The sequence below is a fragment of the Pseudomonas sp. S2_A02 genome, assembly GCF_054668495.1.
This window is the reverse complement of sequence record NZ_CP162776.1, coordinates 5466730-5485563: the sequence shown is the minus strand read 5'-3', so window position 1 is coordinate 5485563 and position 18834 is coordinate 5466730. Positions and strand designations below refer to the sequence as shown.

15 protein-coding genes are annotated in these 18834 nt (G+C 52.6%); all 15 read right to left on the bottom strand.

Annotated features, from left to right (window positions below; genetic code table 11):
• Positions 1-396 precede the first annotated feature (396 nt).
• Positions 397-4311 (bottom strand): glycosyltransferase, encoded by a 3915-nt coding sequence (locus AB4O41_RS25065; RefSeq protein WP_460145090.1) that lies wholly within the window; start codon positions 4309-4311, stop codon positions 397-399.
• Entirely contained in the window at positions 4308-5615 is a 1308-nt protein-coding gene (locus AB4O41_RS25060; RefSeq protein ID WP_460145089.1) for an ABC transporter ATP-binding protein, read from the bottom strand. The genes AB4O41_RS25065 and AB4O41_RS25060 overlap by 4 nt, the downstream gene beginning before the upstream one ends.
• A complete protein-coding gene (locus AB4O41_RS25055; RefSeq protein ID WP_460145088.1) occupies positions 5605-6423 on the bottom strand; it encodes an ABC transporter permease in 819 nt (272 codons plus the stop codon). Before AB4O41_RS25055 ends, AB4O41_RS25060 begins: the two co-directional genes overlap by 11 nt.
• Before the next feature lie 117 nt (positions 6424-6540).
• Entirely contained in the window at positions 6541-7494 is a 954-nt protein-coding gene (locus AB4O41_RS25050; protein ID WP_460145087.1) for a glycosyltransferase family 2 protein, read from the bottom strand.
• Between the two features lie 384 nt (positions 7495-7878).
• Positions 7879-8829: a UDP-glucose 4-epimerase family protein gene (locus AB4O41_RS25045; protein WP_460145086.1), complete on the bottom strand. Its 951-nt coding sequence runs from the start codon at positions 8827-8829 to the stop codon at positions 7879-7881.
• Positions 8826-9752 carry a glycosyltransferase gene (locus tag AB4O41_RS25040; protein WP_460145085.1) on the bottom strand — a complete coding sequence of 309 codons (927 nt, stop codon included), beginning with the start codon at positions 9750-9752 and terminating at the stop codon, positions 8826-8828. Before AB4O41_RS25040 ends, AB4O41_RS25045 begins: the two co-directional genes overlap by 4 nt.
• A 56-nt stretch (positions 9753-9808) precedes the next feature.
• Positions 9809-10699 (bottom strand): glucose-1-phosphate thymidylyltransferase RfbA, encoded by an 891-nt coding sequence (gene rfbA / locus AB4O41_RS25035; protein WP_460145083.1) that lies wholly within the window; start codon positions 10697-10699, stop codon positions 9809-9811.
• Entirely contained in the window at positions 10696-11589 is an 894-nt protein-coding gene (gene rfbD / locus AB4O41_RS25030; protein ID WP_460145081.1) for a dTDP-4-dehydrorhamnose reductase, read from the bottom strand. Before rfbD ends, rfbA begins: the two co-directional genes overlap by 4 nt.
• Entirely contained in the window at positions 11586-12662 is a 1077-nt protein-coding gene (rfbB, locus tag AB4O41_RS25025) for a dTDP-glucose 4,6-dehydratase (protein WP_460145080.1), read from the bottom strand. Before rfbB ends, rfbD begins: the two co-directional genes overlap by 4 nt.
• 227 nt (positions 12663-12889) lie before the next feature.
• Positions 12890-13129, bottom strand: coding sequence for a LapA family protein (locus tag AB4O41_RS25020; RefSeq protein WP_460145079.1), 240 nt, complete (start codon positions 13127-13129; stop codon positions 12890-12892).
• A 27-nt stretch (positions 13130-13156) separates the two neighbouring features.
• A complete protein-coding gene (gene ihfB / locus AB4O41_RS25015; protein ID WP_003369729.1) occupies positions 13157-13453 on the bottom strand; it encodes an integration host factor subunit beta in 297 nt (98 codons plus the stop codon).
• Positions 13454-13603: 150 nt separating this feature from the next.
• Positions 13604-13882: a hypothetical protein gene (locus AB4O41_RS25010; RefSeq protein WP_460145078.1), complete on the bottom strand. Its 279-nt coding sequence runs from the start codon at positions 13880-13882 to the stop codon at positions 13604-13606.
• A 217-nt stretch (positions 13883-14099) separates the two neighbouring features.
• Entirely contained in the window at positions 14100-15791 is a 1692-nt protein-coding gene (gene rpsA, locus AB4O41_RS25005) for a 30S ribosomal protein S1 (protein ID WP_008005961.1), read from the bottom strand.
• Positions 15792-15912: 121 nt separating this feature from the next.
• The gene (cmk, locus tag AB4O41_RS25000) at positions 15913-16602 is read right to left on the bottom strand and encodes a (d)CMP kinase (protein ID WP_123494519.1); all 690 of its coding nucleotides are present in this window, start codon (positions 16600-16602) and stop codon (positions 15913-15915) included.
• Positions 16599-18806 (bottom strand): bifunctional prephenate dehydrogenase/3-phosphoshikimate 1-carboxyvinyltransferase, encoded by a 2208-nt coding sequence (locus tag AB4O41_RS24995; protein ID WP_460148417.1) that lies wholly within the window; start codon positions 18804-18806, stop codon positions 16599-16601. Before AB4O41_RS24995 ends, cmk begins: the two co-directional genes overlap by 4 nt.
• Between the last annotated feature and the right edge of the window lie 28 nt (positions 18807-18834).

Here is an 18834-nt window from a genome sequence, read left to right as displayed (position 1 = left end):
ACCCCAAAAAATTTAATTGCATTCATAAATACACCCACGAACAAGCTTAAAAAGCTGCCTTATTGCCGGATACTATCGAGCAACAAGGCAACTTCATAACTTTAGCTCTTGTGTATATCCACAATCTCATGCAATGGGCGCCTGGTAAGTACTTTCTTAATCTTTTGCCTCAAGGAGTACGGCACAGCATTGCTGAGACGCTGCATACGAGGATTACGATAAAGTGTCCATAGCGCCAGAAGAATAATTTCTTTGGTAGTTAGTGGTGCCTCAAATGTCGTAGACGGAGCTGAAAATTTCGGCAGTTTAAAAATAACGTTTCTACTTTGCTCGGCAATGAACCCTGTGCTGCATATAGCCGGATAGGTAGAATTGTAAAATACCCGATCGACTAAACTATTGGCAAGCAGAGGTGCTACTACGCTCTTCCCGGCCGTAAGCTTTTTTCACAAAGGCACTAATCTCAGCAATGAGTGCCTCAGGGTCAATCCCGTATTGATATATAAGTGTGTTTTCCCGGCCAGAAAGACGCTCCGGGAAAGCACCAATATCTGGCGCGATAATGGGCAACCCGGATTCCAGCGCATAACTTAGAGTATAACTGTAAGTTTCTGGGCACTGGCTCGGAAAAAAGATTACATCAATATGATTATCTGCAATCAGATCACTTAGCTCGGCTGAATCATAACGCCCAGTGCTGAGTACACCGTTTATCTCTCTATAACCGAACCCGATGAGCCTAAAATTAATCGGTGCATTGACCGTTGCAGCTGCGTCCGCGATTTGCTCCAAATAGTCAGCGCCCTTTTCTTTTCCCAACGCGCCAATAACGCCCATGTTGTAGCGCAACTTCTTCGGCAGAGTAGAAACTACCGTATCGATAGTGCGCTTTTGCTCTACGTGTCTCGCAACAACGGGGCTTCGCAGTTCGTAGAGATGCTTGTAGATCGACAGAGTATATTCGGACGGAAAAATGACTATTTTCGCCCCTTCTATAAACCCTCTCAACTGATCGCGCCAGCCCATTGCTGAAATGCCCTCGGGCAAAGGGAAATCAGGATTGGAAATATCGTCAGCATAGACTCCCGGATAGACTCCCTGCTCATTGGTGAGCGTCGGGTTACCACATGCCCAGTAATAGTCATGAACCGTCAACGCATACTCGGCCCCCAACTGGGCAGGCAGTTCAAACAACCCCGCGTTAAGGCCAAGCGAATGATGAAAGTGAACGAATTTGACCCCACAACCTTGCAGAAACTCCACGAGTAAAGTGTGTTCTTCAGGCAATTGGAATAGTAATTCGTCCGCGCCAGGGAACGCCCCCATACGTAAGGTGACTGCAGCAGTGCCTCTGCGAGGCTCCAGAAACAGGCAACATACATTCGGTTCGATCGCCTCAGCCAGCTCATCAAGATGTTGCTGGACACCACCCCCTGCCTCATGAGAAATATGCAAAACCTTGGGTCGGTCCAGAGCCGAGATGAGCAGGGCTAATCGATTGACTCGTACTGACTTTAACGGATCAGCCAAAATGAACTTCTGAATATCCAGATGGTACTCTGGGTGAAGCTCCGCAATCGCTTTGAAAGCATGCTCGGTCAAGGCCTGCTTGGATGATGAAAAGCTGACGCCCCCTTCATGGAAGGCATACAGGTTCGGTGTAATGATGTTCAGCCAGCCAGCCTTGAGGGCGCGCTGGCACAAATCGTTTTCCTCGCCATAGCCTCTGCCGAACTTCTCCTCGTTCAAAAGACCGATGATCTCCAGGCAATCTCTGCGCACATACATGCAGAACCCGACACCGGTAGGTGCTTTTATATTTGGCAGTCGAGGCTCTGAAAAAACAGCATCGATTTGTTCAACACTCAACCCAAAAGCAGCCTCGTTTTCAAATAGGAATGCGGGAAAACTACAGATTGTCGCGTTATTGGAAAATGGAGTAACAGTGCCTATATTTGCGCGAATGTAAGCTTCAGATGTCAATCGAACCAACCAGTCAGCTGGAACGATGACATCGCTGTTCAGAAAGACAACATCATCTTGGGAGGCATGGCGCATACCACGATTGACGGTCTTGACGAAGCCCAGATTCACTTCATTTTCAAGTACGGTCAATACATCGGGCCATTGCTGCTGCAACTCAAGCAGCATATCCCCCATGCCAGCGTCTGGACTTGCATCATTGATAGCTATGAGCTTCGAATCGGCGTATGAAGTGATGCCCGGCATCGCGGCCAGAATGCATCGCTTCGTCATCTCGACATCTTTATAGATAGGCAGGATTACGCTAATAGATCGGATACGTTCAATGGGCGCTTCCACTACACAGTCATCCGACGCTGACGCGTCCTTTCTTTGCTCTTGGCCGCGCAGATACGCCGTCGCAGCTTGCTTGGAAAGTTCAAGATTACTTCGAAATACACCTTTACGGTTACGCAGCGAACGAACCAGGAACCGGAAAGGCTTGGTTATGAGCCATGAATGAGAGTTAATGATGCCCTTATAAGCCTCTTCGCTCGCCGTAAGTTTCGCCGACAATGTTTCAATCTCCAGCGCTGCAGTACTTAGAGCAGCAGCAGTCGATTCAAGTGATTCAAGCGACGACGCAAGCGCTGCTTGCGACTTGTTGAATGCCGAAAACAAATTATCTTCAACAATATTTTGCTCTTCGCCCCAAGTTAAAAACTCACTTGGTATGCGACCATTGATGGCGTTCTGTATAGCGGATTCCAGCAACAAAAACTCTCTGATATCTTCGTCATCAATTGGGTAACCGGCGGCTTCGCACGCAGCGAAGACAAAATCTTTCTTGGTCAAAGGTCCCGGTTGGGCGCCTTGATTAAATCGGCTGATCGAACCAAGCAATTGTACTAAGGTCCGGAAGAGCAAGAATTCAAGACGGAAGGTTGTGATCAACGACCATTCCTTGTCTATTAGTTCTGGCCTGCCATTCTTATCAACGACGATATTCTGCGGCACCGCGTCAATCATGGCGCCGGGAAGTTGATCGGAGTCGTTCGACGGGACGCCCGAAATCTCAGTCAATATCGCAACATATTTTTTCAAAAATTCGCCGATGCAGGCATATGTCCAACCTTCGGCGTTAATGATATCGATCAACTTTGTGGACAGCACATAGCCGTTTACGTAAGGTTCAGTCTCTGTAAGATTGAACTCAACGATTGGCTTTTCCGCTGTTAAAAAGCTCTCCGATTTTGCGAGCTTTTTATAATGCACATTAATTGTGTTCTGCGAATCCCTTTTGAACTCTGACCTCTTACAGTACGCAGCACGCCTGTCGCTGCTGTAATGAAATGCCAGTATTTCACTATCAAGGGTCTTGCGGGAAACTGGCGAAGCACCGATCAGGAATGAGTTGGACATGTCCATGCCCAGACCATTCTTGAAAATCTGCGGCCAAGCCAACTCAAGAGAAAATGTGCAAAATTCAGGAAGCTGTGGATCGCGTTTAACACTTTGCCACGCAAATGCAGAAGCATCGAAGCCAGGCTCTTTAAAACCCTCTTCGGTCACAATCGATACAGGCAACTTGTAATCAGGGAATGGAGCAAAGAATTCGCTTGATGTAAAACCGGCATCTGAAAGTAGCGACGTCAGCGCCTTTTTTCCATAAGTCTGAGGCGTCGAGCTATTGTACCGACCCTCAACGCCATACATAGGTGACGCCACGTGATCTTCAGGCGCGCCAGCAAAATATTTCAAGCCCAGCTGATTTTCGATTGCAAGAATCAACAATCCATCTGGTTTGAGCAACGAGCGCACCTTTTGAAGCATTTGTGAACCCGGGTTATCACCCGAGACAAACAAATTGGCATATTCAAATACGCCTATCAGTGTGATGACATCAAATTTTTTATTAACACTGAAATTTTCGAACGATTCAGCCAGAACAGAAACATTCTCCAAATCCCGCGTCCGAGCTCGAGCAATGCTTGCTCTACGAGCACTTCCTTCCAGTGCCAGTACTTGCCCGCCCTGCTCGCCCAGATAGCGCGTAATCGCACCGCAACCGGCACCGATTTCAAGGATATCCCCGGAAAGGTCAGCATCAAATACTCGAAGCAAGTTTGAACGAGCACTCGAAAGATAATACAACGATGGCCAATCCGTGCACGACTTTCGCAAATCGTCAGAAAAAACGCTGACGTCGCTTGCCTGATCAATCAAGAATTTTATGCGCAGCTCGGTGCTATCACCATCACTATAATTGATACTCGTATAATCCGGTCGGGACCAGATTTTGAGTTCTTCATTAAACTGATAGCCCGCTTGCTTCAATAAAATATTCAATTTGAAACCTTCTTTGCACGAATACTGGAATCCAGATTTACAAGCCCAAAGAATTTGTCTGTCGGACGAACCTGGAGGTGGATCGAGTCATAACGACGGTCCCGTGGAGTAACCTCTTCCCCGTCCTTTGTTGATATTCCTAAGGATATGAAGTAATCGCCCGGTGCCAAATCACAAGAGATAAGTACCTCAGCTTCAACGATTTCACCTTTTTGGCCGCAAGACCGAAATCCAAAACAATCCAGACTTTCGGTATTTACGCCATAAACGGTAACGCCCTCCTTGGTTTTGATAGTCATCCCAAGAATCGGGCAAACCAAGTCAGTGTCAAATCTCACGAACACTAAAAGCTTAACCTGAGTACCGGTATCCACTGCTATAGGATAGTCGAGGCCAGCCGCACTCAAATGGAAGTCTATGATCGTTGCCGACCGATCCCCCCATCTATACTCATTCGGATTGTAGTTGGGGTGAGTTTCGAATACATCCGCACCACTTTCAGGTGTCTTATAGGATGCCAACTCCTCACTTTCTTCTGCACTTTCAACAGCGGCGGATTTCTGGGTTTTGCCAAAGAGCAGATCCAGATAACGATTCACCACTCTCCGTGGTTCGCCCTCCTCCAGTTGTAAACCATCGTTAAGCAAGAATGCGTGATCGCAGTGCGTCACAATTTGCTCACTGGAGTGGGTAACCAACAAAATGCTGGTGCCATTTTCTTTGAGTTTTTTAAGTCGGTCAAAGCAACGTGCCTGGAACTTCGCATCACCAACAGCCAACGCCTCATCGACAATTAGAATATCGGGTTCTACTTGAGCCTGAACGGAAAAAGCCAAGCGCACTAACATACCGCTTGAATATGTCTTTACAGGTTGATTAATAAATTCGCCGATATCCGCAAACTCAACAATCGCATCGTATTTTTCGTCAATTTCTTCTTTACTTAATCCGAGGATAGACGCATTTAAATAAACATTCTCTCGCCCGGTAAACTCGGGATTGAAGCCCGAACCCAACTCAAGTAGAGCAGCAATACGACCGTGAGTCTCAACGGTACCACTCGTAGGGTTTAGCGTCCCGCATAGAATCTGCAGTAACGTCGACTTACCACTGCCATTGCGACCAACAATACCAACGGTTTCGCCCTTGCGTATTTCAAACGAAACATCGCGCAGCGCCCAAAACTCACGGCAATATTTTTTCTTTCCGCGACTGAGCATTTGAAGCAATCTATCTCGCGGCTTGTCATAAATCTCATAACATTTGCTGAGATTCTGAACTTTGATAGCAATTTCAGATGACATCAGCAAATCCTTTTCTAGTTTTCTGAAACCATACAAACCCCAACCACGCTATCAATGTAGAGCCAACAAGGTAGAAGCCCAACACAGTGAAGTCAGGTAACTTACCCCAAAATAAGACATCCCGAGCATACTCAATGGCTGGAGTCAGGGGATTCAGCATCAGCAAATGCTGATATTTTTCTGGTAGTGCACTGGCCGGATAGAATATTGGAGACAAGAACATCAGCACCGTCGTCAGAATACCAATGAACTGCGCGACGTCTCTCAAATATACTCCGAGCGACGCTAATGCCCATGTCAACCCCATGATCAACAGGAGCAATGGCAGGATAATCAGCGGAAACAGCAGCACCGTTATATGAGGTGCGCCAAACAATATAAGGTAAGCCAGCATCCAGACTGCCAGGCTAATAATCATATGAAAAAGTGCAGACCCCACGGTGATCCAAGGAAGGATTTCCAAGGGAAAAACAACTTTCTTAACGTAGTTTGCATTGGAAAGAATAAGCGTTGGACTGCGATTAAAGCATTCAGCGAACAGATTAAAAACGATCAAGCCTGCAAACAGTATAAGGGCAAACTCGGTTTTCGAATCACTGCCACCACTCCAACGAGCTTTGAAAACAACACTGAACACAAATGTATAAACAATCAACATGAAAACGGGATTAAAAAATGACCAGAGAATCCCCATGAAAGAACCACGATACCGTCCGACAACCTCTCGTTGCACGAGAGCTCTTATCAAGCTTCTATTGCGCCAAAAACTGCTAAACATTTCTTTCGGCGACGTGGAAAAGTTAAGCATCAGAAACACACCTAAAGAAGTCGAGGAAGATAAACTTCACCAGCAAACTCTCTTGTTTAAATACCACTTTAATGACCACAAAAATCCCCAAAAGAGCCATCCAGGCATAAATACATATCAAATTTTATTAAATACCGCAGCCAGAACCAAACCAAGGTTACCCCAATGTGTTTGCCGGTAGACCCCGGATCGTCTGAGCAAAGCAAAGCGAGCCAAACCATGCGAGCTACGCGCTTTTTTGAATTGCTCCAACTTCAACCGATTTTCCTCAGTAAGAAAAGAATGGATAGAATCCAGGGCCATGATATTTTGTTGACTCCAGCCACGGAAGCGACCGCTGAACATCATGCGCAGCCGAATGAGCCGTGCACGCACACCTGAGTTCGAGCCGATTAGGTTGGCCTCATGCTGCCTATAGTGAATGGTGGGAGATACATCATATAACACCTGTCCGCCCACTCCGGAAACGAGCAAATAGGCCCACCAATCGTGTGAAACAATGCCGAGGTGCGATCCCGCCTGTTGAAAGATCTGGCGCGCCGCCCGATTGAACACCATGGTATTCCCACCAGCGATACTCTGCACCAGCGCATTGGCGAAACTGGTCGGACGTAGAAACAATGGAGAGTGGCCAGTAACAGCCCCGCTATCGCTGATCAATTCGGTACGAGCACAATAAAGCGCCGGGATGTCCGATGGCAGGCCTTCCAACCGCTGTAGGGCGGTCTCCAGCTTGTTGTCCCGCCAGATATCGTCTTGGTCTGCCCAGGCATAGAAGTCCGATTCAGCAGCGCTATCACAAGTGACCGACATAAAGTTCGCGGCGAAGCCACGCTTCGGGCCCTGGCGAACAATCAGCTTCCCTTCACCCCAGGATTCGCTGTAATTGCGAAGTATTTCCAGGGTCGCGTCCGTTGAACCATCATCGGATACCACAATATTCCAGTTGGGATAGCTCTGACGAGCGATCGAGTCGAGCTGTTGAGACAGGAAGCGCTCACCGTTATAGGTACACATCAACACGGTAACGCGTACAGAACTTGAATCATTTTGCGGAAGAGGGGCTACCACCGAGCACTCCATTGCATTAAAGATAAAATAATGACCATGCTGGTTCGTCTAGCATAGAAATGCGCCCGAGCATCAGGACTAGTCTCAGTTCGTCTCATGAGCCACTCCCAGCGCGCAAAATTTGCCATTATACCGACTAGCCATTGCTATTTGATAGCCCGGTGACATCATCGCTATGGGTAACCCCAAGCTAAGAAAAAAGACGAAAATGAAATCCGAATGTGAAGTGGTAACCAGTACTCAGTACTGGGTCGCGTAGGGTATCAAGTGCTCCTCATTGGCAAAAGGGTGGCAATCTGCCAATAAGTAATACTTGGATGAGCGGCCCTCTTTCTTGTCCAACCGTTTGTGGAAGGGCACTACCTGACAGAGCTCAACGACTCTTCATACAGGGTAATGAGAAGCGGTAAGTTGAAGCGCCTTATCGACGCCCACTGGCGGAAACCAATCCAGCATGGAACAGGTTTTCCCGATATCAACCTGCAGCGAACCGCACAACCGGTCTGCCATTGCTTTCTTGCCCAGCAGCAATGCACCAAAACGCAAACCCGCTTCTGGTATAGGCCACAAATGCGTACGCACCTTCAGCGCATCAGCCATACGACGAAGTAATTGCGTCGTGGAGAGGTCCTCACCATCACTCACCAGAAAAGTTTGGTTTGCTGCGGCGGGGTGAGTGATACACGTGACAGCTAAATCCACTAGGTTGCCAATCGCCACCAAGCTACGACGATTATTTAGCGCACCCAGCGGGAGAGGCACTCCCCTCTCCAGCCAACGCATCATATTTAGAAAATTGGCCTTCACGCCGGGACCGTACACCAATGGCGGTCGAATGATGACAACCTCCATACCGGTATCTCGGCTGATTTGTCGTAGCGCATCTTCAGCTTCTCGCTTCGATATACCGTACGGATCGACAGGGGCGGGCCGATCGTCGGCCTTGAACGGTATACCCGACTCGGTGCTCTCGCCGTTGACCTTGATCGAGCTGATATAAATGAACCGCTTAACACCGGATTCCGCCGCCTTTCGAGCTAGACGAGCAGTTCCCTCCACATTCACCTTACGAAATTGCGCAAGAGGATCTATCGCTGCGTCATTCATGACGTGTACCCGAGCAGCGCAATGAATGATCACCCCAATATTACTCAAGGGCGGTAGAGCTAGCTCGTCACTCAAGTCGAACGGTACAACACGGCACAAACCACTCAATCGCGTCTCGCCACGTACCGCGGCGACAGGTGTGAACACCCTGTCGAGCAACAGCCGAAACACTATGGCCTCGCCAACAAACCCGGTAGCGCCCGTTACTAAAACTTGAAGCCCACTCATCTAGCTTTTTTCCCAATCAGCGCGGTGGCGCAGCAAATACAAAAGAAGAACACCTTATCTCGCGTACGCCGACGACATTTCCAGGCACTCAGTGATAGTTTCAGCAATTGCCGACGCCCCAAGGACAACCATTGCTGGACGAAGGCATCAGCCCCCAGCCCGACCAAGCAAGCGATTATCCGCACTTGAGAAAACCACCAACCGTCATGGATCGTCTTGTAACGCGCGATCAAAGGATTGATGCCGGTGTTGGCTCCAACCTGATTTCGCTCATGCTGACGATATTGCATGGAAGGCTGAGGATCGATGAACCACTTGAAGCCATGACTTCGCGCAAAAGCGTAGCAGTACCAGTCGTGCAAGCTGACACCCTGCAGGTCAGCCCAATTAGCCAAGATGGATGCCTTTAAAGACACCATCATTTTTTGGCTCATTACATATGTGCAACCTGGCCCAGCAGCTTCAAACAGGAAGTCCCAGGCAGCCTGAGGTTGAGCTTTATCCAATAACTGAGTCCGACCGTCTGCCCAGAAAGCGGTGACGTTGCTGGAGTACGCATCCACATGTCGGGCGTGAATGGTTTGGGTCGCGCGCTGAAGCTTATCCAAATGCCATACGTCATCCTGATCGGCAAAGGCGACAAAGTCGTACCCATGAAGATCAATATCGCGGATCAACCTGAAGAAGTTGCGTGAAGCACCACCAAAGGTGCCAGCAGCAGGCAGCACAATAACGCTTGGATGCTGAGCGGCATAAGCCGCGCACCAGACTTCGGTACCGTCAGTGGAGGGGTCGATACTGATATAAACGGTTACGTCGACAGCTGACTGGTCGAGGATCGAGGCCAACTGCTCCTCGATCCACTGCATGCCATTGTAGGCAGCCAGCAAAACCGCAACTTTGGAGGGATGTTTTACTGGCATGCCATTCCTGCCTGGACCGGTTAATCGCCACTGTTCGAAAGGATTGAGCCTTCGAATCAGTGGGAAGGCGAATCCAGTAGCTTCTGCAGATACTGACCATAGCCAGTCTTCTTCAGCGCATCAGCCTGAGTACCCAACTGCTCGGCAGTAATCCAGCCATTGTGATACGCGATCTCTTCAAGGCAAGCCACCTTCAAGCCTTGACGCTGTTCAATGGTGTGCACGAAGTGACTGGCTTCCAACAGCGAATCATGGGTACCGGTGTCCAGCCAGGCGAAACCACGGCCAAGCATTTCGACGTTGAGGGTCTTCTGCTCAAGGTACGCGCGGTTAATGTCAGTGATTTCCAGCTCGCCACGGGCGGATGGCTTGATGCTCTTGGCGATTTCGACGACCTGGTTGTCGTAGAAGTACAGACCAGTCACCGCGTAGCTGGATTTCGGCTTCAGCGGCTTCTCTTCGATGCTCAAGGCGCGGCCGGCAGCGTCGAACTCGACGACACCAAAACGCTCCGGGTCGGACACGTGATAACCAAATACAGTCGCGCCGTGCTCTTGAGTGCTGGCGGAGCGCAGGTTTTCCGAGAAGTGCTGACCGTAGAAGATGTTGTCGCCGAGGATCAGACAGCAAGGATCCTTGCCGATGAATTCTTCGCCGATGATGAAGGCTTGTGCCAGGCCGTCCGGGCTAGGCTGCTCGGCGTAGGTCAGCTTGATGCCGTACAGGCTACCGTCACCCAGTAATTTTTGAAAACTTGGCAGGTCTTCAGGGGTGGAGATAATCAGGATTTCGCGCATGCCGGCGAGCATCAGCACCGACAGCGGATAGAAGATCATCGGCTTGTCGTAGATCGGCAGCATCTGTTTGGACACGCCGAGGGTCAGCGGGTGCAGACGAGTGCCCGAGCCGCCAGCGAGGATGATGCCTTTACGATTTGTCGTGGTCATTTGTTCAGAACTTCCGTAAGCATTCGGGTGACACCACTTTGCCAATCCGGCAAGTGCAGAGAAAAATTGTCGCGCAGCTTCTGAGTGTTCAACCGTGAATTCAGAGGGCGACGCGCCGGTGTTGGGTAGGCAGTTGTGTCTATCGGATTGACCGACGTAACGGCGAGCTCTTCACCGTTGGCTTTGGCAAAACCAATCACATGGCTGGCATAGCCGTGCCAGGACACTTCGCCGGCGGCCGCCAGGTGATACAGGCCTGCCAGTTCAGGACGTTGCATGACTTGCTGAATGGCCAATGCCGTCACGTCGGCAATCAAATCTGCGCCGGTCGGGGCACCGATCTGGTCGGCGATGACGCTCAGGGTGTCGCGGTCCTTGGCCAGACGCAGCATGGTCTTGGCAAAGTTGTTGCCGCGCGCGCCATAGACCCAGCTGGTGCGGAAGATCAGGTGCTTGCAGCCCGAGGCTGTAATCGCTTGCTCACCGGCCAGTTTGCTCGCGCCGTAGTGATTCACCGGGGCGACGGCATCTGTCTCTTGCCATGCCTTCAGACCTTCACCACTGAACACGTAGTCGGTCGAATAGTGAATCAGCCAGGCACCCAGGGATGCAGCTTCTTCAGCCATGACCCGACTCGCCTGACCGTTCACACGGTCGGCCAGCTCAGTTTCGGACTCGGCTTTATCGACGGCGGTGTAGGCCGCTGCGTTGACGATGACGTCGGGCTTGACCTGACGGATCGTCGCGCGCAGTGCATCGAGATCAGACAGGTCGCCGCTCAAACCATCGACCGGGTGACGATCCAGGGCGATCAATTCACCCAGCGGCGCAAGGGCGCGTTGCAGCTCCCAGCCCACTTGGCCGTTTTTTCCCAACAGGAGGATTTTCATGCCTTGTCCGAACGATCCGTGTAGTTCTGGTCGATCCATTGCTGGTAGCTGCCGCTCTTCACGTGAGCGACCCATTCAGTGTTGTTGAGGTACCACTCGACGGTTTTGCGGATACCGGTTTCAAAAGTTTCTTCCGGGGTCCAACCCAACTCGCGCTGAATTTTGCTGGCGTCGATTGCGTAGCGCTGGTCATGGCCCGGGCGATCCTGAACGTAGGTGATCAGGCTGGCATGTGGACGATGAGCGGAGTCAGGACGCAGTTCGTCGAGCAGTGCGCACAGGGTATGCACCACTTCGATGTTTTGCTTCTCATTATGTCCGCCGATGTTGTAGGTCTCGCCAATGACGCCTTCGGTCACGACTTTGTACAGTGCGCGGGCATGGTCTTCGACGTAGAGCCAGTCACGGACCTGATTGCCTTTGCCGTAAACCGGCAGCGGCTTGCCTTCCAGAGCATTGAGGATAATCAGTGGGATCAACTTCTCAGGGAAATGGCACGGACCGTAGTTGTTCGAGCAGTTGGTGACCAGGGTTGGCAGGCCGTAAGTACGAGCCCAGGCGCGAACCAGGTGATCGGAACTGGCCTTGCTGGCCGAGTACGGCGAGCTTGGCTGGTACGGCGTGGTTTCGGTGAAGAGGTCTTCCGGACCTTCGAGGTCTCCGTAGACTTCGTCGGTGGAAATATGGTGGAAGCGGAAGTTGGCTTTACGCGCATCATCCAGTGCCGCCCAATAATGGCGTGCAGCTTCCAGCAAGGTGTAAGTGCCGATGATGTTGGTCTGGATGAATTCAGACGGACCGGAGATCGAGCGGTCAACGTGGGACTCTGCAACCAGATGCATGATGGCATCCGGTTGGTGTTCACGCAGGACACGGTCCACTTGGTCACGGTCGCAGATATCGACGCGTTCGAACACGTAACGCGAGTTCTGGCTGACTTCGGCCAACGATTCAAGATTACCGGCATAAGTCAGTTTATCGACGTTAACGACAGAGTCGTTAGTGTTGGAAATGATATGACGAATGACTGCCGAGCCGATAAACCCGGCGCCGCCGGTAACTAGAATTTTCACGCGAAACCATACCCTTAAGTTGCTGACAGGGCCGCCAACCGCGCACTGTCAAATCCATGAATGCAAAAGCCATCAAAGTCAGCCGTGGCTTCTGACAAAGTCAGTCTGAACCGATTCGGGAATGCCCTATCGATCAAGCGCAGCATTTTACAGCTTAATGAAGGTTTTACTAATGGATATGGACAAGCTGTGACACAAACTCGATACACACAACGGGCTTGTCGCAGTCAGACAAGGCGCTTGCGTGAGGCTTTGGACGTACGCCCCAGAAACCAGCCGAGAATCGGCCCGATCACCATGCCAACCAACAGCGCAATTACCATGACCAGCGATACTGGCAACTGTGGACCCGACCAGCCCAAGAATAGCAGTGCAACGCCTTGCTGGTTCTCAAGAACGAACGCCAGGATCGCTAGAACGAGCAATAGGACAAATACAGCGAGAAGTACGCGCTTGAGGTTATGCATCAGCGGTTCCTTGTAGTGCAGCAGCTGTCAAAGCCCTTCCTCCTCGTCCTCGTTCACGCGATCGCGCAGTTCTTTGCCTGGCTTGAAATGCGGAACGAACTTGCCGTCGAGGCTGACGGACTGACCGGTTTTAGGATTGCGACCTACGCGCGGTGCGCGATAGTGCAGGGAGAAGCTGCCAAAACCACGGATCTCGATTCGATCACCGGTGGCCAGACATTGGGACATTTGCTCAAGCATGGTCTTGATGGCCAGCTCCACATCCTTGGATGAGAGCAGCCCTTGATGGGTGACAATTCGTTCGATCAACTCCGACTTCGTCATATTTTTCCCTTCTTTTTCAAGCAGCTAGGAAAAGCGCTTCAAAGGTTTTAGCATGCCCGGAGAAATTTGAACAGCCCGAGTTTTGACATATCTTTCTCTGCAATGAGGCGCCCGATTTCAGAACATCGGAACACTGCTCAAACCCAGCACTCACCTACAGATAACCAGCATGGTACGCGTCAGATAACCCGCGGGATTGAAGCCAAAAGGGAATTCATCTTCCTCTTTCGCGTCATCGGACCTTACGATGACTTTATAGCCTGCGCCCTTGCATTCCTTGGCAGCTCTCTTGTGACACCTCTCCCATCCGGAGCCCAACCCTGAACAATCGATCTCTATGCCACTGACTCCTCGTACCGCATGAGTCTTGGCATTGGTGGTACAGCCCGCCAATGTCAGTACTGCTATCACGACAATGAGCTTGTTCATTTATTTCCTTATGCCGGGCGCATTGCCCAGCGGTCGTTCACTTCAGACTAAGCCTAGCCTTGAATAGACGATTGACCTGTATGAAGCTACAGACAACTTATGTAGATCATTGGTTTCACGAAAGAAATATCGCAGCGTCAGCACGCTTGAGATTCATCAAATCGCAGACGCAAAAAAGGGCGACCGAAGTCGCCCTTTTTCTATGGTCTGACAGAACTTAGTTCTGTTTTTCCATTTGTGCACGCAACAGGTCGCCCAGAGTGGTAGGACCAGCAGCGATGCTATCCGAAGGCTTGTCTTTCAAGCTTTGGATGGCTTCTTTCTCGTCTTCAACGTCTTTCGACTTGATGGAGAGCTGGATTACACGGCTCTTGCGGTCAACGCTGATGATCTTGGCTTCTACTTCTTCGCCTTCTTTCAGAACGTTGCGCGCGTCTTCAACGCGGTCACGGCTGATTTCGGAGGCTTTCAGAGTCGCTTCGATATCGTCGGCCAGAGTGATGATGGCGCCTTTAGCGTCAACTTCTTTCACGATGCCTTTAACGATGGCGCCTTTGTCGTTCTCTTGAACGTACTCGGAGAACGGATCGCTTTCCAGTTGCTTGATACCCAGGGAGATGCGCTCGCGCTCTGGGTCAACCGACAGGATAACGGTGTCCAGCTCGTCGCCCTTCTTGAAGCGGCGAACGGCTTCTTCGCCCACTTCGTTCCAGGAGATGTCGGACAGGTGAACCAGACCGTCGATGCCGCCGTCCAGACCAATGAAGATACCGAAATCGGTGATCGACTTGATGGTGCCGGAGATTTTATCGCCCTTGTTGAACTGGCCAGAGAAATCTTCCCATGGGTTAGATTTGCACTGCTTGATGCCGAGGGAGATACGACGACGCTCTTCGTCGATGTCCAGAACCATAACTTCCACTTCGTCGCCGACTTGTACGACTTTCGAAGGGTGGATGTTCTTGTTGGTCCAGTCCATTTCGGAAACGTGTACCAGGCCTTCAACGCCTTCTTCCAGCTCAGCGAAGCAGCCGTAGTCGGTCAGGTTGGTTACACGAGCGGTAACGCGAGTGCTTTCTGGGTAACGGGCTTTGATAGCAACCCATGGATCTTCGCCCAGTTGCTTCAGGCCCAGGGAAACACGATTGCGTTCGCGATCGTACTTCAGAACCTTGACATCGATCTCGTCGCCAACGTTGACGATTTCAGAAGGATGCTTGATACGTTTCCAAGCCATGTCGGTAATGTGCAGCAGGCCATCGACGCCACCCAGATCGACGAATGCGCCGTAATCGGTGAGGTTCTTGACGATACCTTTGACTTGTTGGCCTTCCTGCAGGGATTCCAGCAGAGCTTCACGCTCGGCGGAGTTCTCGGCTTCGAGGACGCTGCGACGGGAAACGACAACGTTGTTGCGTTTCTGGTCGAGCTTGATGACCTTGAATTCCAGCTCTTTGCCTTCCAGGTGCGTGGTGTCGCGCACTGGACGAACGTCAACCAGAGAACCTGGCAGGAACGCACGGATGCCGTTAACGTCGACAGTGAAGCCGCCTTTAACCTTACCGTTGATAACGCCCTTGACCACTTCTTCGGCTGCGAAGGCTGCTTCCAGAACAATCCAGCATTCAGCGCGCTTGGCTTTTTCACGGGACAGCTTGGTTTCACCAAAGCCGTCTTCAACCGAGTCCAGAGCAACGTGAACTTCGTCACCGACGTTGATAGTCAGTTCGCCAGCATCGTTGTAGAACTGCTCAAGCGGGATGAGTGCTTCAGACTTCAGGCCAGCGTGAACGGTTACCCAGCGAGCTTGGTAATCGATATCAACGATAACACCGGTGATGATGGAGCCTGCCTGAAGGTTCAGGGTTTTTAGGCTTTCTTCAAAGAGTTCCGCAAAGCTTTCGCTCATTTTAATTCCTGTTGAATAAGGGCGAAGGATACGCCCATCTCCACACCCCAGACGGTGTGGGTCAGTTTCATTTAAAAGAAGCCACCGCAGGACTATGACTGGTCCCCTGCGGCCTTCTTGGTCACCCGGCGATATCGCGAATGGCGATTTCACTCATGATGCGTTCCAGCACCTGATCGATGGATAATTCCGTGGAATCCAGCTGTATGGCGTCAGCCGCCGGTTTGAGCGGGGCTACCGCTCGCTGGGTGTCACGCTCATCGCGCGCACGTATCTCATCTAGCAGACTCGACAGACTAACACCATCGACTTTGCCCTTCAACTGCAAGTATCGACGGCGCGCACGCTCTTCGGCACTGGCGGTCAGGAAAATCTTCAATGGCGCGTCGGGAAATACCACAGTGCCCATGTCGCGACCATCGGCCACCAGACCCGGTGGCTCCTGAAAGGCCCGCTGGCGCTGTAGCAGCGCCTCACGAACGGCGGGCAACGCAGCAACCTGCGAGGCGCCCGAGCCGATGCTTTCGGTGCGGATGACGTCGCTGACTTCATCACCTTCCAGAATAATGCGCTGCAGCTGACCATCGGTCGCCGCGATGAACTGCACATCCAGATGAGCGGCGAGTTTTTTAAGCAGTTCTTCGTTCGTCAGATCGACGCCATGGTTATGCGCCGCGAAAGCCAGCAATCGATAAAGCGCACCGGAATCCAGCAGGTTCCACCCAAGGCGCTTGGCCAGCATCCCGGCGACTGTGCCCTTGCCAGAGCCGCTTGGCCCATCAATGGTGATGACCGGTGCGATGCTGATCACGACTGAGCCTCTTGTGCAACACGGATACCGACCTGCGCGCACAGCGCAAGGAAGTTCGGGAACGAGGTCGCAACGTTGGCGCAATCGTGGATGCGGATCGGTGCGCTAGCGCGCAAAGAAGCCACGCTGAAGGCCATGGCAATCCGGTGATCGCCGTGACCGTGCACTTCGCCGCCGCCGATCTGGCCGCCGTCGATGATGAGACCGTCCGGGGTTGGCTCGCACTTGACGCCCAACGCCAACAGACCATCCGCCATCACCTGGATCCGGTCCGACTCCTTCACGCGCAGCTCTTCGGCACCGCGCAGCACGGTGCGCCCTTCGGCACATGCAGCGGCCACGAACAGCACCGGGAACTCGTCGATAGCCAGTGGAACCAGCGCCTCAGGGATCTCGATACCTTTGAGTTTAGCTGCCCGCACGCGCAGGTCCGCTACCGGTTCGCCGCCGACCTCACGCTGGTTTTCCAGGGTGATGTCAGCGCCCATCAGGCGCAGGATGTCGATCACGCCGGTACGGGTCGGGTTGATGCCGACGTGCTCAAGCACCAGCTCCGAACCTTCGGCAATCGATGCGGCCACCAGGAAGAACGCCGACGACGAAATATCGCCCGGTACTTCAATGTGGGTCGCGGTCAACTTGTGGCCGGACTCGACCGAGGCAGTCGCGCCGTTGACGGTCACCGGGTAGCCGAAGCCGCGCAGCATGCGCTCGGTGTGGTCGCGAGTCGGTGCCGGCTCGGTGACGGTGGTCTTGCCTTCGGCATACAGCCCCGCCAGCAACAGGCAGGATTTAACCTGGGCGCTGGCCATTGGCATGGTGTAAGTCAGGCCCTTGAGCTTGTTGCCGCCACGAATGGTCATCGGTGGACGACCTTCAGCGGCGGTCTCGATCACGGCACCCATTTCACGCAGCGGATTGGCCACGCGATTCATCGGACGCTTGGACAGCGAAGCGTCGCCGGTCAGCGTGCTGTCGAAGTTCTGCGCAGCCAACAGGCCAGACAGCAGACGCATCGAGGTGCCGGAGTTGCCCAGATAGATCGGACCCGGCGCAGGCTTCAGGCCATGCAGGCCGACGCCGTGAATGGTCACGCGACCGTGGTGCGGACCTTCGATGACGACGCCCATGTCGCGGAAAGCTTGCAGGGTCGCCAGAGCGTCTTCGCCCTCGAGGAAACCTTCCACTTCGGTGACGCCTTCGGCCAGGGAACCGAGCATGATCGAACGGTGGGAAATCGATTTGTCGCCCGGTACACGAATCCGCCCAGTCAGGCGGCCACCAGGTTGTGCCAGGAAAATCAGATCGTTGGAATTCATAGCGTCCACATAGGCCCGGCGGGCCAGGATTTTACTGAAATGCTCGCGGGCAACCCGGGCGCGCGTGAACACGCCCAACAATTGGTGCCCATCCCCTGCATCGACCGCGTCGCGCAAGGCGTCGAGGTCGCTGCGAAATGTATCGAGTGTGCGCAGGACAGCTTCGCGGTTGGCGAGGAAGATGTCGTGCCACATGACCGGGTCGCTACCGGCGATTCTTGTGAAATCGCGGAAACCGCCCGCAGCGTAACGGAAGATCTCAAGATTTTCATTGCGTTTGGCCAACGAATCGACCAAACCGAACGCCAGCAAGTGCGGCAGATGGCTGGTCGCCGCCAACACTTCGTCGTGACGCTCGACCTGCATGTGCTCGACGTCGGCGCCCAGTTCGCGCCACAACCGGTCAACCACTGCCAACGCGGCCGGATCGGTCTGATCCAGCGGCGTCAGAATCACTTTATGGCGGCGGAACAGTTCGGCATTGGAGGCTTCCACCCCACTCTGCTCGGAACCGGCAATCGGATGCCCCGGCACAAAACGCGCCGGCATGCCGCCAAACGCCTCGGTCGCCGCGCGCACCACATTGCCCTTGGCGCTACCGACGTCGGTCAGAATCGCTTGCCCCAGATCCATGCCCGCCAACAGCGCGAGCAATTTCTCCATGGCCAGGATCGGCACCGCCAGCTGAATCACGTCAGCGCCCTGGCAGGCCTTAGCCAGATCTTCTTCGCAGCGATCGACCACGCCCAACTCGACCGCCAGCTTGCGCGACTGCGGGTCGAGATCGACCCCGACCACTTCGCGGCACAGACCGCTTTCACGCAAGCCTTTGGCAAACGAACCGCCGATCAGCCCCAGGCCGACCACCACCAGGCGACCGATCATAGGTTGCGCAGATTGCAGCGCAGCGACA

Excerpts from the sequence above, each read along its gene's own strand:
- AB4O41_RS25060 (WP_460145089.1), bottom strand. The coding sequence starts at position 5,615 with ATGTCATCTGAAATTGCTATCAAAGTTCAGAATCTCAGCAAATGTTAT.
- AB4O41_RS25055 (WP_460145088.1), bottom strand. The coding sequence starts at position 6,423 with ATGCTTAACTTTTCCACGTCGCCGAAAGAAATGTTTAGCAGTTTTTGG.
- AB4O41_RS25045 (WP_460145086.1), bottom strand. The coding sequence starts at position 8,829 with ATGAGTGGGCTTCAAGTTTTAGTAACGGGCGCTACCGGGTTTGTTGGC.
- AB4O41_RS25040 (WP_460145085.1), bottom strand. The coding sequence starts at position 9,752 with ATGCCAGTAAAACATCCCTCCAAAGTTGCGGTTTTGCTGGCTGCCTAC.
- rfbA (WP_460145083.1), bottom strand. The coding sequence starts at position 10,699 with ATGACCACGACAAATCGTAAAGGCATCATCCTCGCTGGCGGCTCGGGC.
- rfbD (WP_460145081.1), bottom strand. The coding sequence starts at position 11,589 with ATGAAAATCCTCCTGTTGGGAAAAAACGGCCAAGTGGGCTGGGAGCTG.
- AB4O41_RS25020 (WP_460145079.1), bottom strand. The coding sequence starts at position 13,129 with ATGCATAACCTCAAGCGCGTACTTCTCGCTGTATTTGTCCTATTGCTC.
- ihfB (WP_003369729.1), bottom strand. The coding sequence starts at position 13,453 with ATGACGAAGTCGGAGTTGATCGAACGAATTGTCACCCATCAAGGGCTG.
- AB4O41_RS25010 (WP_460145078.1), bottom strand. The coding sequence starts at position 13,882 with ATGAACAAGCTCATTGTCGTGATAGCAGTACTGACATTGGCGGGCTGT.
- rpsA (WP_008005961.1), bottom strand. The coding sequence starts at position 15,791 with ATGAGCGAAAGCTTTGCGGAACTCTTTGAAGAAAGCCTAAAAACCCTG.
- AB4O41_RS24995 (WP_460148417.1), bottom strand. The coding sequence starts at position 18,806 with ATGATCGGTCGCCTGGTGGTGGTCGGCCTGGGGCTGATCGGCGGTTCG.